The organism is Pusillimonas noertemannii, assembly GCF_003096595.1.
GTDB classification, from domain to species: Bacteria; Pseudomonadota; Gammaproteobacteria; order Burkholderiales; family Burkholderiaceae_B; genus Pusillimonas; species Pusillimonas noertemannii.
The window spans coordinates 1,240,840-1,255,715 of sequence record NZ_QEKO01000001.1 but is presented as its reverse complement, the minus strand read 5'-3'; the positions used below and the strand labels follow the sequence as shown (position 1 = coordinate 1,255,715).

The window sequence follows — 14,876 nt, the reverse complement described above, 5'->3', positions numbered from 1 at the left end:
TGCCGCGCAACGGCATCCCCGTGCGGCAACCCAGGCCTCTTGACCGGTCTCGAAAAGGCAGCCTCAGGGCTGCCTTTTTACTTTAAGATGGCCCTGTCCCGTCACTTACCAAACTGCCCTGTGGCTCTGCAAGACTCTCTTTCAACGCCTGCGCGGTTGACCGCAACAGCGACCACCAAGCTTCCCCGGCTGCTTCTGCTGGCCCTGGGGCTGGTCTACATTCTGGCGGGGCTGTTTTTCCGCGACCCCTGGAAAACCGATGACGTGGCGGGTCTGGCCACCATGCTGACCGCGCTCGAGGGTTCGTGGCAAACCTGGCTGCTGCCGCAGATAGGCAATATGGCCTACGCCCAGAACGGCCCCCTCATTACCTGGGTGGGCGCGTTCAGCATATGGCTCTTCGGGCCATTGTTCGAAATTTTCACCTCGCCGCTCGAAGCAGCGCTCATCGCGTCCCGCCTGCCGAACCTGCTGTGGTTCGGCCTGATCACCGGCTCGGTCTGGTACGGCACGTATCTGCTGGGCCGCCGGCCCGAGCCCCAGCCGCTGGCGCTGCCGTTCGGCGGCGAGCCCACGGTGCGCGACTACGGCCGCATGATCGCCGACGCCGCCCTGCTGCTCATTCTTGCCACGGTCGGCATTATCTGGCGCCTGCACGAAACCTCCGAGGTACCCGCGCTTATCGCCTTCCAGGCCCTGGCCTTCTACGCGGTCGCGCGCATGCTCGACCATCCACTGTCCGGCGCCGTCACGCTGGGCGTGGCCCTGGCCGCCGCCTTCCTGACGCGCGGATGGATCGGGTCGTTGCCCATCCTCCTGGCCGTGCCCTGCATCTTCATTCCGCGCAGCGCCCTGTGGCCCATGAAGCACTGGCTGATCATCAGCGCCGTGCTGGCCGTCTTCCTGGGCCTGCTCTGGTGGATACCCGCCAATCATTTCAGCACGTACTGGATACACAACTGGTGGCTCTGGAACGCCACGTCCTTCGGCCTGCCGCGCTACCAGGAAGTCCTCAGCGTGCTGCGCGACCTGCCCTGGTTCCTGTGGCCCACCTGGCCCTTCGCCCTGCTGGCCCTCTGGCGCTGGCGGGCCTGGCTGTTCGCTCCGCACATCTGGATTCCCCTGATGTTCATGCTGTGGCCCTTCGTCGTCATGCTGTTCCTGGCCGACGCATTCGAACCCGAATACAGCCTCATGGCCGTGCCGGCGGCGGTGCTGGCCGCCTTCGCCCTGCCCACGCTGCGCCGCGGCGTGGTCAACTCGCTCGACTGGTTCGCGGTGATGTGCTTTTCGCTCACCTGCGCCACCGTCTGGCTGGGCTGGATCGCCCTGCAGGCCGGCTGGCCGGAACAGATTTCGCACAACATCGCCCGGCAGACGCGCGGCTACGAAGCCTTCGTGTCCTGGCCGGCCGTGGCCATCGCCCTGCTTGGCACGCTCTCGTGGATCGCCATCGTTTATTGGCGCCTGCACACCAAGCCGGCCGCCCTGTGGCGCGGCACCGTGCTGTCGGCCTGCGGCATCGTGCTCACCTGGCTCCTGCTGGTCACGCTCTGGCTGCCCGCCCTCGACTATGTGCGCAGCTATCGCGAAGTGTCCGGACACCTGGCCGAAGCATTGCAAACCCATCAGCGGCCCGGTGAATGCGTGCGCGGCCTGGCGCTCGGTACGGGCCAGCGCGCTTCTTTCCTTGTATTCAATGACCTCAGGTTCAGCTACAGCGCCGACTGCTCGCTGGTGCTGCAGCAGACTTCGCCCGAGGCCGTGCAATCGGGCGCCGCCGACTACACGCCGCATGCCCGCGTGCTGTGGGAAGGCAAGCGCGGCGCCGACCGGCGCGAGATATTCCGCCTGCTTCGCATAGAACCCTGATGAACCCTCCTGTGGCGCGGTCCTTCCGGCACCATGTCGGCGAAACGCTGCGGCAGGCCTGGCCCGTACTGGTCAGCGCCTGGGCCAGCATGGCCTTCGGCGTGATGGACACCGCCATGGCCGGCCACGCCAGCGCCGCCGACCTGCAGGCCATGTCGCTGGCCGTCTCCATCTACATCACCATCTTTGTCGGACTGATGGGCGTGATCCACGCCCTCATTCCCATCATCGGCCAGCACTACGGCGCCAAGCGGCTGATCGAGGTCGGCCGCGCCTGGGGCCAGGGTGTATGGCTTGCCCTGGGCCTGTCCGCGATCGGGGCGGCGGCCATGCTGTTCCCCGACGCCTGGCTGATGCTGTCGGGCGACGTCGACCCGGTCGTTCGCAGCGGCGTCACCTGGTATTTACGCGCCCTGATTCTTGCCCTGCCTGCTGCCCTGGTGTTCCGCTCGATCTATGCATTGGGCACGGCCGTGTCCCGCCCCAAGGTCGTCATGGGTATCAATCTGGCCTGCATCGTGGTCAAGGGCCTGTTCAACTGGGTGCTTATCTTCGGCAAGTTCGGGGCCCCTGCCATGGGCGCGGCGGGCGCCGGCCTGTCCACCGCCATCACCAGCTGGTTCAGCCTGGCGGCGGGCCTGTGGATCATTCACCATGACAAGTTCTTCAGGCAATTTCAGCCGCGCCTGGACCGGCCCCGCTGGGCCGATCTCAAAGAACTGCTGCGCCTGGGCGTTCCCATGGGAGGCTCATACCTGGTAGAAGTGTGCGCCTTCAGCTTCATGGCCCTGTTGATCGCGCGCGAGGGCATGTACGCCGCAGGCGGCCACCAGATTACGGCCAACCTCGTGGCCCTGTGCTACATGCTTCCCATGTCGGTGGGCATCGCCTCGGCTTCGCTTACGGCCCAGGCCATCGGCGCGCGCGACATGGCCCGGGCGCGCCAGACCGGCCTGGCCGGGCTGACCATTACCCTGGCGGGTGCGATTATTACCATTTCGCTGGTGATGGGCGGGCGTCCTGCCATTCTCGCCGCCTATACCGACGACCTGAAGGTGGCGGCCATGGCTGCCGCCCTGCTGCAGATCGTTCCTTATTTTCACCTGTGCGACGCCATGCAGTGCATCAATTCATACCTGCTGCGCGCCTACAAGGTGGCCGTGGTGCCGCTGCTGATGCAGGTAATCGCACTGACGGGCATAGGCCTGATAGGCGGCTGGTGGCTGGGCTTCGGCCCCCTGGCCGGCAGCCTGAAGCCCGTACTGGACATCATCATGCCGGGCGCCCCGCAGGGCGCCTCGACGATGTGGCTGATGGCGGCCATCGGCCTGGGACTGTCGGCCCTGCTTCAGCACCTTTGGTACTGGCGCGTGGTGCGGCGCCACGCCCGGCAAGGGTGATCAGCGGTAAATGTAGTCGCGCCGCCAGGGGTAGGCCAGGTCGGCGGGATGGTCGAGCTCGTCGCGGCGTCCGACTGCGGGCTTGTGCTGCAGCAACACCTGGTGCAGCGCTATCCATGCGTGCTCGAACCCCATGGCGCAGCCGGCCAGGTAGATGCGGTAGGCGCGCAGCGAACGCTCTGCGTTCTCGCCCTTGAGCGTCTTGCGGGCTTCGTCGAGCCGGGCCTCGAGCGCGTCGCTCCAGGCCCAAAGCGTGCGGGCGTAGTGCGGGCGCAGGTTTTCGACATCGACGTCTTCAAGGCCGGCATCGGCAATCTGGGCCAATTCGTTGCTGATGTGGGTCAGTTCGCCGCCGGGAAAAATGTATTTTTCGATGAACTCGCCCATGCCGGCGCCCACTTCGGCGTTATAGACGCCGCCCGCCGTGATGCCGTGGTTCATGATCAGGCCGCCGGGCCTGAGCAGGCGCCGCAGCTTGGAAAAATATTCGAACAGCTGGGCGCGGCCGACGTGCTCGAACATGCCGACCGAAGCGATCTTGTCATAGGGCCAGGCTTCGTCCAGCTCGCGGTAATCGAGCAAGGTCATGCGAACCCGGCCCGACAGGCCTTTTTCTTCGATGAGCCGGTTGACGTAGGCGTGCTGGTTCTTGGACAGCGTGATGCCGGTGGCGTCGACGCCGTAGTTCTCGGCCGCCCACAGCAGCAGGCCGCCCCAGCCGGCGCCGATGTCCAGAAAGCGCTCGCCCTCATGCAGGCGCAGCTTGCGGCAGATGTGGTCGAGCTTGGCTTCCTGGGCCTGGGCCACTGTCATGTCGGGCTCGCGGAAATAGGCGCAGGAATAGACCCGGCGCGGGTCGAGCCAAAGCTGGTAGAACTCGTCGGACAAGTCGTAGTGGAACTGGATCTGGCGCGCATCGCGCGCCTGTGAATGCCGCTGGATGGAGACCCAGTGTCGCTTCATGCTGGTGAACCAGTTGCCCTTGGCCGTTTCAATGGGCGAATCGGGCAAGATCGACGAGGCCAGCAGCATCAGGTCGCGCATCGAGCCATCGAAATCGAACTTTCCCTCGACATAGTCTTCGCCCAGCGTGCCCGCCTCGCCCGAGGCCAGGTGGCGCAAGGTGGAATTATCCTTGACCTTCAGCCGGATGCGCGCATCGGCCGGCCCGGCGGTTTCTCCGCTGGGCAGCACCACCTGCACGGGCAACGGCAATGAAGCAAGCTTTTTTTCTACCAAAGACAAGACAGCACTCACGTTCTCAACTCCCTTTTTACTTAGCTGAAATCGAATCCTCAATCGGACAGCGAAGTCCTCGTTCTATATTTATATTCTGGTCACTGCCGATGCTGGCGGCAAGTCGGCCCGGGTTCTCGTTCTTGTCCGGACGGGCTGCTTGCCCGTCAATTTATCACCAAATGCGACCGTCGGCATGCCTGGCGCCCACGGCCCGCCCGTTCGGCCCGTATCGCCAATCACTGTTAGACTACTCGCTTCTTTTCTCCGGGGCCCGTGGGCCACGCCTCTTTCATGTCTTCCAGACAACTGACTCGCACCATACCCGGCTGGCTGCTGCTCATGGGCGCCCTGACCGCCCTGGGCCCCCTGGCCATCGACATGTACCTGCCCTCGTTCCCGGCCATTGTCGAGGGCCTGGGCGCCACCCAGGGCGAGGTCGAGCGCACGCTGGCCAGCTACCTGCTGGGCATGGGGGTGGCGCAGATCATATACGGGCCGCTGGCCGACCGCTACGGCCGCAAGAAGCCGCTGATGGCGGGGCTTACCATCTTTACCATCGCATCGGTCGCCTGCGCCTTCAGCAACGACATCGAACACCTGACGCTCTGGCGCATCGTGCAGGCGCTGGGGGGCGCCGCGGGCATCGTGGTGCCCCGGGCGGTGGTGCGCGACAACCTCGACACGCGCGATGCCGCCAAAGCGTTGTCGCTGCTCCTGCTGATCATGGGCGTCATGCCCATCCTGGGTCCCATTCTGGGCGGCCAGATGCTGTTCATAGCGGGCTGGCGCGGCATCTTCGGCATCATGGCCGCGGTCGGCGTGCTGCTGCTGGTGATGACCCTGCGCAACATGCAGGAAAGCCTGCCCCCCGAAAAAGTCGTGCCGCTGCGCATCGGCACCATCGCGCGCAACTACTGGGGCCTGCTGCGCGACCGCGAGTTCATCTGCTATGCCCTGGCGGGCGGCATAGGCGGGGCGGGCATCTTCACCTATATATCGGGCTCTCCCCGCGTGCTCATCAATATCTACGGGGTAGAGCCCCAGTACTTCGGCTTCCTGTTCGGCCTGTGCGCCGCCGCGCTGATCTTTTCCTCGCAGCTCAGCGCCCGCCTGCTCGACCGCCATCCGCCCGACCGCTTGCTCAAGGTGGCGCAGGTCAGCGTGGTCGTGGTCACCTTGATCGGCCTGGCCCTGACCCTAGCCGGCTGGCTGACGCTGCCCTTGCTGATACTGTGCCTGATGGGTTTCATGGCCAGCCAGGGCTTCGTCAACCCCAACGCGGCGGCCCTGGCCCTGTCGCGCCAAGGCCACAGATTGGGCGTGGCCTCGGCCTTGATGGGCGCGGTGCAATTGCTCAGCGGCACACTGGCCGGGGTCAGCATCAGCCACTGGCAATCGGATACCGCCCTGCCCCTCACCGGCATCCTGGCCGCCTGCATGGTGCTCTCGTGGCTGTTCGGCCATCTGGCCCGCCGCGCCGCCGCGGCAGGCAAATAGCGCGCCGGACCCAGGCTTTCCAAACACCTGCTTGATAAAGACCTGTTTTTCGTTATAGAATACATGGCTTTACAGATAGCCCGATTCTTTAATAGCGTGGCTTTGCCTTGTCGCTTTGGGTGCCTTTGGCGCCTTTAAGCCTGGGCACCCGCGCCTTCTATAGAGCAGGCACCCGCGCCTTATAGCCCGGCGCCCATATACGGGCAGCACATAGCGGCAGGGCACCAATTTTTTTAGGGGTATGATCATGGCACGCGTATGCCAAGTTACCGGCAAGGGCCCGCGCACGGGCAACAATGTTTCGCACGCTAACAACAAGACCAAGCGTCGTTTTTTACCCAACCTGCAATCGCGCCGGTTCTGGGTCGAAAGCGAAAACCGCTGGGTTCGCCTGCGTGTTTCGGCCAGCGCCATCCGCACCATCGACAAGAACGGCATCGAATCCGTTCTGGCCGACCTGCGTGCCCGCGGCCAAGCGGTTTAATTTCCGCACCGGTAAACCCATCTAGGAGCACATCATGGCTAAAGGCATCCGCGAGAAAATCAAACTCGAATCCACGGCTGGCACCGGTCACTTCTACACGACCACCAAGAACAAGCGCAACATGCCCGAGAAAATGCTGATCAAAAAATTTGATCCCGTTGCTCGCAAGCACGTCGACTACAAAGAGACCAAGCTCAAGTAATCGACCCGGCGCCGTACCCCACGAATGCCCCGCCCCAACAGGCGGGGCATTTTGGTTTCAAGCAGCGTCCTATAATGTGACGTTTGCCTAACCCAAAACAAAGAATCCGAACCCATGCAGGAACGCTACAATCCCGCCGAAGTCGAAGCGGCCGCCCGGCAAGACTGGCAGGCGCGCGACGCTTATCGCGTCATCGAACACGCTGTCGATGCCAACGGCCAGCCCAAGCCCAAATTCTACGCTTGCTCGATGCTGCCCTACCCCAGCGGCAAGCTGCACATGGGCCACGTACGCAACTACACCATCAACGACATGATGGCGCGCCAGTTGCGCATGCGCGGATACAACGTTCTGATGCCCATGGGTTGGGACGCCTTCGGCATGCCGGCCGAGAACGCAGCCATCAAGTCCAAGGTTCCGCCCGCAAAATGGACCTACGACAACATCGCCTACATGAAGAAGCAGATGCAGGCGATGGGGCTGGCCATAGACTGGTCGCGCGAAATGTGCGCCTGCGACCCCGACTACTACAAGTGGAACCAGTGGCTGTTCCTCAAGATGCTCGAAAAAGGCATCGCCTACCGCAAGACCCAGGTCGTCAACTGGGATCCGGTCGACCAGACCGTACTGGCCAACGAGCAGGTCATCGACGGCCGCGGCTGGCGTTCGGGCGCGCCCATCGAGAAGCGCGAGATTCCCGGCTACTACCTGCGCATTACCGACTACGCCGAAGAGCTGCTTGACCAAGTGCAGAACGGCCTGCCCGGCTGGCCCGAGCGCGTGCGCCTGATGCAGGAAAACTGGATAGGCAAGAGCCAGGGCGTGCGCTTCGCGTTCACCCACACTATTCACGACCATGACGGCCAGCTCATCCAGGACGGCCGCATGTACGTCTTCACCACCCGTGCAGACACCATCATGGGCGTCACCTTCTGCGCCGTCGCGCCCGAGCACCCCCTGGCAACGCACGCGGCTCGCAACAACCCCGAACTGGCGGCCTTCATCGAGGCCTGCAAGCTGGGCGGCACCACCGAAGCCGAGATGGCCACGCGCGAAAAAGAAGGCATGCGCACCGGCCTTGTGGTCACCCACCCCCTTACCGGCGACGACGTCGAGGTCTGGGTGGGCAACTACGTGCTCATGAGCTACGGCGACGGCGCCGTCATGGGCGTGCCGGCCCACGACGAACGCGACTTCGCCTTCGCCAAGAAGTACGGCCTGCCCATCCAGGACGTCATCGCCGTCCAGGGCAAGACGTTTTCGACGGACGCATGGCAGGAATGGTACGGCGACAAGCAGCAGGCCCGCACCGTCAATTCGGGCAAGTACGACGGCCTCGATCACCAGGCCACGGTCGACGCGGTGGCCGCCGACCTGGCGGCCAAGGGCCTGGGCGAAAAGCAGACCACCTGGCGCCTGCGCGACTGGGGCATCTCGCGCCAGCGCTACTGGGGCACCCCCATTCCCATCATCCACTGCGAGCATTGCGGGCCGGTGCCGGTACCCGAAAAAGACCTTCCGGTGGTGCTGCCCGACGACCTCATCCCCGACGGCAGCGGCAATCCGCTTGCCAAGCATGAGGCCTTTCTTTCCTGCACCTGCCCCAGTTGCGGCAAGCCCGCCCGGCGTGAAACCGACACCATGGACACCTTCGTCGATTCGTCCTGGTATTTCATGCGCTATACCTCACCGGGCAACGACCAGGCCATGGTCGACAGCCGCAATGATTACTGGATGCCCATGGACCAGTACATCGGCGGCATCGAACACGCCGTTCTGCACCTGCTGTACGCGCGCTTCTGGACGCGCGTCATGCGCGACCTGGGCCTGGTGAATTTCGACGAACCCTTCACCCGCCTGCTTTGCCAGGGCATGGTTCTCAACCACATCTATTCACGCAAGAACGAACAGGGCGGCATCGAATACTTCTGGCCCGACGAGGTCGAAGACATCCATGACGCCAAGGGCGTCATCGTGGGCGCGCGCCTGCGCTCCGACGGATCCGCCGTGCAGTACGGCGGCATCGGCACGATGTCCAAGTCCAAGAACAATGGCGTCGACCCGCAATCGCTGATCGACTCCATGGGCGCCGACACGGCCCGTCTCTTCGTCATGTTCGCAAGTCCGCCCGAGCAGACCCTTGAATGGTCCGACTCCGGCGTCGAGGGCGCGCATCGCTTCCTGCGCCGGCTATGGGGCTTGTGCCATGCCCAGCAGGCGGCCCTTCGCGACCTCGGCCCCGAACAGGCCGACTGGTCCCAAGCCGACTCCACCACCAAGACCCTGCGCCGCGAAGTGTACGGCCAGCTCAAGCAGGCCGACTACGACTACCAGCGCATCCAGTACAACACCGTGGTGTCGGCCTGCATGAAAATGCTCAATACCCTCGAGTCGGCCGCCTTGCCCGACACGCCCATCGCCCGCCAGGGCATGGCCGACGCGCTGGGCGTGCTGCTTCGCGTGCTTTACCCAGTGGTGCCGCACGTTACGTGGCTGCTCTGGCGCGAACTGGGCTACCAGCAGCGCCACGGCGACATCCTCGACGCCCCCTGGCCGCAAGTCGACGAAGCGGCCCTCGTCGCCGACGAAGTCGAGCTCATGCTGCAGGTCAACGGCAAGCTGCGCGGCTCCATCCTGGTGGCAAACGGTACGCCCAAGCCCCAGATCGAGCAGCAGGCCGCCGGGCACGAAGCCGTGGTCCGCTTCCTCGAAGGCCGCCCGGTCAAGCGGGTTATCGTGGTCCCCGGTAAACTCGTCAATGTCGTCGGATAACGTCGGATAAACCATGCACCTCTTCGCGCACCGCCCTACCTCGACTCCGTCCCGCCTGGGGCTGCGCGGGCTCGCCTGCGTGCTGCTGCTGGCTGTGCTGGCCGCCTGCGGGTTCCGGCTGAAGGGCACTTCGCCCCTGCCCTTCGACACGCTTTACACCAACATCAACGAAAACTCGGCGTTTGGCGCCGACCTGCGCCGCCTCATCGTGGCTACGTCGCCCAACACCCGTTTCGTCGACGACGTTACCGAGGCCCAGGTGCGCCTCACCCAGATCTCGATGCAGCGCTCGATGCGTGAAATCTCCATCAGCCCCGAAGGCCGCGTCGAAGAATACGAGCTCAATCTCGTCTTCGTCTTCAAACTAAGCGATGCCCAGGGGCGCGAGCTGCTGCCCCCCACGACCCTGAGCTCCACGCGCGAGGTTCCCTACGACCCGGACGCACTGCAAGCCAAACAGGGCGAGATCGGCTCGCTGTTCCAAGAGATGCAGCGCAGTCTGATAGACCGCATCGTACGCCGCATCACCTCTCCCGAGGTCAATGAGGCCTACCGCAACCTCCCGGCCGTCGAGCCCGCAACCCAAGGCATCGCCCCTGCCACGCCCGCCGTCCCCGACGATTCGATGCCTCCGCTCGACTACACCCCCTTGCCAGGGCCCGACATGATCCCCTCGTCCTCGTACTAGGCAGCCATGGCGCGCGGGCTCGGCATCGAAGGCCTCTTGCGGCAACTCGACCAGGCAAGCCAGTCGGGCCGCAGCCTGGACGGCCTGTACGTGATCTCGGGCGACGAGCCGCTGCTGCTTACCGAGGCGCTTGACGGCCTGCGCGCGCTGGCCACCAAGGCGGGCTACCTCGAACGTACCAGCCTGGTCATGGATGCGCGCAGCGACTGGTCGGCTGTGCTGGGCGCAACACAGAACGTCTCGCTTTTCGGCGACCGCCGCCTCATCGAACTCAAGATACCCGGCGGCAAGCCGGGCAAGGTCGGCGGCGACACGCTGGTCAACCTGGCTGGGCTTTCAGGCGGCTCGGCGCTGCCCGACACCGTCGTGCTCATCAGCCTGCCCCGGCTCGACCGCTCCACCCGCGCCGCCAAGTGGGCCACGGCGCTGCAGCAGGCAAACGCCTTCATCGAAGTGCCCACCATCGAGCGCCAGCATCTGCCCGACTGGATCCGCCAGCGCCTGCAGCGGCAGGGCCAGAGCCTTCAGCCCGAAAGCCTGGAATGGATGGCCGACAAGGTCGAAGGCAATCTGCTGGCGGCCCACCAGGAAATCCAGAAACTCGGCCTGCTGCACCCCGAAGGCCCCATCAGCCCCAAGGACGTCGAGCAAGCCGTACTCGATGTGGCGCGCTACGACGTCTTCGGGCTGCGCGACGCCATGCTGTCCGGGCAGGCGAACCGGGCGCTGCGCATCCTGGCCGGCCTGAAAGCCGAAGGCGAAGGCCTGCCGCTGGTCCTCTGGGCGGTGGGCGATGAAATCCGCCTGTTGGCCAGGCTGGCCGCGGCGCAGGCGGCGGGCCAGGACATCGGCGGCGCCATGCGACAGCAACGGGTCTTCGGCCCGCGCGAACAGATGCTGCGCCAGACGCTGCGCCGCCTGCCCGCCGCGCTGTGGCCCGTGGCGGTCCAGCATGCCCATGACATCGACCGGCTGATCAAGGGGCTGAAGGCATCGGGCCGGCTCGACGACCCCTGGGAAGAACTCGCCAGGCTCGTGCTGCGGGTAGCGGCGCCGCGCGCGGCACGGGCCGGCTGACACCATTACAATAGAGGTTTCTTCTGCGCCCGCGGCGCAGCACCTTTTCTTTGCAGAGCCCAGCATGAACAGCCCCGGTTCCAACGACACCCACGCCGTCGAACAGTCCACCCGCGCAGCGGCGCTCGAGCTCGGCCAGCGCGCACGCGCCGCGGCCCGCCTCATGCTCAGCGCCCCCGACTCTGCCAAATCGGCAGCCCTGCGCGCCATGGCCGAACGCCTGCAGCAAGGCAAACAGGCCCTGCAGGAAGCCAACGCCAAAGATCTCGAAGCGGCCCGCCGCAACAACTTGCCCGCGGCGCTGGTCGACCGCCTTACCCTCTCGGACAAGGCGCTGGCCACCATGACAGCCGGCCTTCAGCAAATTGCCGCCATGCCCGACCCGGTCGGCATCCAGTCCACCTCGGTCGTCCGCCCCAATGGCATGCGCGTCGGCCAGATGCGGGTTCCCCTGGGGGTCATCGGCATCATCTACGAATCGCGGCCCAACGTCACGATCGACGCCGCGGCCCTGTGCCTGAAATCCGGCAACGCCACCATTTTGCGCGGCGGCAGCGAGGCCTTTCATTCGAACCAGGCCCTGGGCGAGGTCATCCGCGCCGGCCTCAAAGACGCGGGCCTGCCGCAAGACGCCGTGCAGGTCGCCGGCACCACCGATCGCGGCCTGGTGGGCGAACTCGTCACCCTTACCGAACACATCGACGTCATCATCCCGCGCGGGGGCAAGGGGCTTATCGCCCGCCTGGCCGCGGAAGCCAAGGTGCCGCTGCTCAAGCACCTTGACGGCAACTGCCATGTCTACATCGACGCGGCGGCCGACCTCGACAAGGCGCACGACATCGCCGTCAATGCCAAGACCTACCGCTACGGCATCTGCGGCACCATGGAAACCCTGCTGGTCCATCGCGACGTAGCCGGCGCCATCCTGCCCAGGCTGGCTGCCACCCTGCGCGACAAGGGCGTCGAGCTGCGCGGCTGCGAACAGACCCAGGCGCTGGTGTCCGGCGTCGGCCCCGCCACCGACGAAGACTGGGCCACCGAATACCTCGAGCCCATCCTGGCCATCAGGGTGGTCGACGACCTGCAGCAGGCCATCGAGCACATCGCGCGCTGGAGCTCCGGCCACACCGAATCCATCGTCACCGAAAACCTCCCGGCCGCCACGCGCTTCCAGCGCGAAGTCGACTCCAGCTCCGTCTACATCAACCTGCCCACCTGTTTTGCCGATGGCTTCGAGTACGGCCTGGGCGCCGAGATCGGCATTTCCACCAACAGGCTGCATGCGCGCGGCCCGGTCGGCCTCGAAGGCCTTACCACCTACAAGTGGGTACTGACCGGCGATGGCCAGCTGCGCGGCTGACCCCATGCTCTGGATCAAGACCTTTCACCTGCTTTTCGTCATTTCGTGGTTTGCAGCGCTGTTCTACCTGCCGCGCATCTACGTCAACCTGGCGCAAAGCACCGAGCCTGCCGTGCAGCGTCATTTGCTGGGCATGGCCCAGCGGCTGTACCGCTTCATGACCATACTGGCCATTCCGGCGCTGCTGCTGGGCTTGTGGCTGTTCCTGGGCTATGGCCTGGGCATGGGCCAGGGCTGGATGCACGCCAAGCTGCTGTGCGTGCTGCTGCTGCTGGGCTACCATCACGCCTGCGGCCGCCTGCTCAAGAAATTTGCGGCCGGACGCAACACGCGCGGCCATCGCTTCTACCGCTGGTTCAACGAGATTCCGGTGCTTTTGCTGCTGGCCGTGCTCATCCTGGTCATTGTGCGGCCTTTCTAGCGCCGCCCCGCCCAACCCAAGCAGCCCCCTACTTCCATGACCGATTCCAACAAGCCCGGCAAGACGCTCTCCCTGAAGAAAAAGCCTGCCGCTCCGTCCGGCACAGAGGACGACAAGCGCAAGCGATCGGGCGCCCGCGCCCGCCAGGTTGCCCTGCGCGAGCGCCAGCAGCACGATACGCCACGGGCCGGCAATCCAGTCGAAGCCAGGCGACCAACGGCGCAAGCCGAATCCGCCGGCCGAACCGAAAGCGACGAGGCGCCCCGAGTGACGACACGCCGCCGCGCGGCGCGCCCGGCACAGGGTTCTTCCAGGCGACTGGCCGAAATATTCGCGGTGTTCACGCCCTGCCCCCATGGCCTGGAAGAGGCACTGGCGCTCGAACTGCAGGCCCTGGGCTTCGAAGACGCCTCGGCCGATCGCGCCGGCTGCCGCCTGCGGACCGACTGGACCGGCATCCTGCGCATCAATCTTTACTCGCGCCTGGCCACCCGTGTACTGGTACAGGTGTCGCAAGGGCCCGTCCGGCACGAAGACGACATCCTAGAGCTTGCCCGCAACACCGAATGGGAGCGCTGGTTCGGCGCGGAGCAGACCCTGCGGGTAGACACCTCGGCCATCCGCAGCCCCATGAAAAGCCTGCAGTACTGCAATCTGCGCGCCAAGGACGGCATTTGCGACCGGCTGCGCGACCGGGAAGGCAGCAGGCCCGACATCGACACCGTGCGCCCCGACGCCCGGGTGCATCTGTTTCTTGCCGAAGATACGGCCACGCTGTACCTCGACACCACTGGCGAATCGCTGTTCAAGCGCGGCTGGCGCCTCGACAAGGGCGAGGCGCCCATACGCGAGAATCTGGCGGCAGGCCTGCTGGCGCTGGCCGACTGGGATCCGGCCCAGGCGCTGCTCGACCCTTTCTGCGGCAGCGGCACCATACTCATCGAGGCCGCCTGGATCGCCTTGGGCGTGCCCGCCGGCATCTGGCGGCCGTTCGGCTTCGAACGGCTGCGCAACCACGACGCCCGCCACTGGCGCGATCTGAAGGAAGATGCGCGCAGCCGCATTGCGACACGCCTGGACGCGCCGCTGGTCGGCGTCGACCTCGACCCGGCCGTCATCGATGCCGCCAGGCAGAACGTCGAGCGCGCCTGGCTTACCCCCGACACCATACGATTCGAAGTGGGTGATGCGCGCACCGTGCAGCCGCCTGCCGAACAGGGCTGGATTGTCACCAATCCGCCCTACGGCGAACGCCTGCCCGGCGACGAGCCCGAACTCTGGCGCGAATGGTCACAGAATCTCAAGAAGAACTACAGCGGCTGGCAGGTACATGTGATTTCCAGCGACCTGGACCTTCCCCAGCGCATGCGGCTGAAACCCCTGCGGCGCCGACCGCTGCACAATGGCCCCCTCGATTGCCGGCTTTTCAGCTTCGAGATGGTCGAATCGGGCTATCGGCGTCCCGCCCGCGGCGACGGATCAGACTAAAAAGCAACACTCTGTCGCAGCGCAACATTCTGGCTTGCTATTGGCTAGGGTTAACCCTATAATAGGGTTAACCCTGAACGAAACGTTCATTTCATGTAGAGAGGCCAATCATGATCCACCTGAATAGCGAAATCCGTCTGACCGATGAACTCGAACGCCAGCTGATGCAAGAAGCGATCGAAGAGCAGGCTCGCTTCAAGCCCGGCAAGGCCCTCAAGAACCTGTTCGTTAAGCTGAATGGTTCTTCCAAGCAAGCCGCCGGCGTGAAAGTTGCACCCCGCAACGCCGAATCGGCCGCCTGATCGGTCCATCGCGACGGGCCGCCCTTTCGGCGGCCATGCCGGATGAACCCGGCCACTGAAAAAAGCCGCAATCG

General features: G+C 65.0%; 13 protein-coding genes. 12 read left to right on the top strand and 1 reads right to left on the bottom strand.

The features are described from left to right. Nucleotides 1–87 precede the first annotated feature (87 nt). The gene (locus C7440_RS06055; protein ID WP_051019337.1) at nucleotides 88–1,872 is read left to right on the top strand and encodes an ArnT family glycosyltransferase; all 1,785 of its coding nucleotides are present in this window, start codon (nucleotides 88–90) and stop codon (nucleotides 1,870–1,872) included. Next, nucleotides 1,872–3,272 carry an MATE family efflux transporter gene (locus C7440_RS06050; RefSeq protein WP_017525904.1) on the top strand — a complete coding sequence of 467 codons (1,401 nt, stop codon included), beginning with the start codon at nucleotides 1,872–1,874 and terminating at the stop codon, nucleotides 3,270–3,272. Before C7440_RS06055 ends, C7440_RS06050 begins: the two co-directional genes overlap by 1 nt. Here the strand turns inward: C7440_RS06050 and C7440_RS06045 are convergent, their stop codons facing one another. Next, nucleotides 3,273–4,529, bottom strand: coding sequence for a class I SAM-dependent methyltransferase (locus tag C7440_RS06045; protein ID WP_026068230.1), 1,257 nt, complete (start codon nucleotides 4,527–4,529; stop codon nucleotides 3,273–3,275). It lies immediately after the preceding gene. Between the two features lie 273 nt (nucleotides 4,530–4,802). Between C7440_RS06045 and C7440_RS06040 the strand changes: the two genes are divergently transcribed. From C7440_RS06040 to C7440_RS05995, 10 genes are all read left to right on the top strand, one after another. After that, nucleotides 4,803–6,008, top strand: coding sequence for a multidrug effflux MFS transporter (locus C7440_RS06040; protein WP_017525902.1), 1,206 nt, complete (start codon nucleotides 4,803–4,805; stop codon nucleotides 6,006–6,008). Between the two features lie 247 nt (nucleotides 6,009–6,255). Next, on the top strand, nucleotides 6,256–6,492 hold the full coding sequence (gene rpmB, locus C7440_RS06035; RefSeq protein WP_026068229.1) for a 50S ribosomal protein L28: 237 nt from the start codon (nucleotides 6,256–6,258) through the stop codon (nucleotides 6,490–6,492). Between the two features lie 34 nt (nucleotides 6,493–6,526). After that, the gene (gene rpmG, locus C7440_RS06030; RefSeq protein WP_003810296.1) at nucleotides 6,527–6,694 is read left to right on the top strand and encodes a 50S ribosomal protein L33; all 168 of its coding nucleotides are present in this window, start codon (nucleotides 6,527–6,529) and stop codon (nucleotides 6,692–6,694) included. A 114-nt stretch (nucleotides 6,695–6,808) separates the two neighbouring features. After that, nucleotides 6,809–9,466: a leucine--tRNA ligase gene (leuS, locus tag C7440_RS06025; RefSeq protein WP_116517796.1), complete on the top strand. Its 2,658-nt coding sequence runs from the start codon at nucleotides 6,809–6,811 to the stop codon at nucleotides 9,464–9,466. 13 nt (nucleotides 9,467–9,479) lie between these two features. Continuing rightward, nucleotides 9,480–10,154 (top strand): LPS-assembly lipoprotein LptE, encoded by a 675-nt coding sequence (locus C7440_RS06020; protein WP_116517795.1) that lies wholly within the window; start codon nucleotides 9,480–9,482, stop codon nucleotides 10,152–10,154. A 6-nt stretch (nucleotides 10,155–10,160) separates the two neighbouring features. Further along, nucleotides 10,161–11,231 (top strand): DNA polymerase III subunit delta, encoded by a 1,071-nt coding sequence (gene holA / locus C7440_RS06015; RefSeq protein ID WP_116517794.1) that lies wholly within the window; start codon nucleotides 10,161–10,163, stop codon nucleotides 11,229–11,231. Between the two features lie 64 nt (nucleotides 11,232–11,295). Further along, nucleotides 11,296–12,591 carry a glutamate-5-semialdehyde dehydrogenase gene (locus C7440_RS06010; protein ID WP_116517793.1) on the top strand — a complete coding sequence of 432 codons (1,296 nt, stop codon included), beginning with the start codon at nucleotides 11,296–11,298 and terminating at the stop codon, nucleotides 12,589–12,591. Nucleotides 12,592–12,595: 4 nt separating this feature from the next. Beyond that, the gene (locus C7440_RS06005) at nucleotides 12,596–13,012 is read left to right on the top strand and encodes a CopD family protein (protein WP_026068227.1); all 417 of its coding nucleotides are present in this window, start codon (nucleotides 12,596–12,598) and stop codon (nucleotides 13,010–13,012) included. A gap of 36 nt (nucleotides 13,013–13,048) precedes the next feature. Next, nucleotides 13,049–14,500 (top strand): THUMP domain-containing class I SAM-dependent RNA methyltransferase, encoded by a 1,452-nt coding sequence (locus tag C7440_RS06000; RefSeq protein WP_116517792.1) that lies wholly within the window; start codon nucleotides 13,049–13,051, stop codon nucleotides 14,498–14,500. Between the two features lie 110 nt (nucleotides 14,501–14,610). Then, the gene (locus C7440_RS05995; RefSeq protein WP_017525894.1) at nucleotides 14,611–14,802 is read left to right on the top strand and encodes a hypothetical protein; all 192 of its coding nucleotides are present in this window, start codon (nucleotides 14,611–14,613) and stop codon (nucleotides 14,800–14,802) included. The last annotated feature ends 74 nt before the right edge of the window (nucleotides 14,803–14,876 follow it).

Coding starts and splice junctions, on each gene's coding strand:
- holA (WP_116517794.1), top strand. CDS start 10,161: ATGGCGCGCGGGCTCGGCATCGAAGGCCTCTTGCGGCAACTCGACCAG.
- C7440_RS06020 (WP_116517795.1), top strand. CDS start 9,480: ATGCACCTCTTCGCGCACCGCCCTACCTCGACTCCGTCCCGCCTGGGG.
- C7440_RS06010 (WP_116517793.1), top strand. CDS start 11,296: ATGAACAGCCCCGGTTCCAACGACACCCACGCCGTCGAACAGTCCACC.
- C7440_RS06000 (WP_116517792.1), top strand. CDS start 13,049: ATGACCGATTCCAACAAGCCCGGCAAGACGCTCTCCCTGAAGAAAAAG.
- rpmG (WP_003810296.1), top strand. CDS start 6,527: ATGGCTAAAGGCATCCGCGAGAAAATCAAACTCGAATCCACGGCTGGC.
- C7440_RS05995 (WP_017525894.1), top strand. CDS start 14,611: ATGATCCACCTGAATAGCGAAATCCGTCTGACCGATGAACTCGAACGC.
- C7440_RS06055 (WP_051019337.1), top strand. CDS start 88: ATGGCCCTGTCCCGTCACTTACCAAACTGCCCTGTGGCTCTGCAAGAC.
- rpmB (WP_026068229.1), top strand. CDS start 6,256: ATGGCACGCGTATGCCAAGTTACCGGCAAGGGCCCGCGCACGGGCAAC.
- leuS (WP_116517796.1), top strand. CDS start 6,809: ATGCAGGAACGCTACAATCCCGCCGAAGTCGAAGCGGCCGCCCGGCAA.
- C7440_RS06005 (WP_026068227.1), top strand. CDS start 12,596: ATGCTCTGGATCAAGACCTTTCACCTGCTTTTCGTCATTTCGTGGTTT.
- C7440_RS06040 (WP_017525902.1), top strand. CDS start 4,803: ATGTCTTCCAGACAACTGACTCGCACCATACCCGGCTGGCTGCTGCTC.
- C7440_RS06050 (WP_017525904.1), top strand. CDS start 1,872: ATGAACCCTCCTGTGGCGCGGTCCTTCCGGCACCATGTCGGCGAAACG.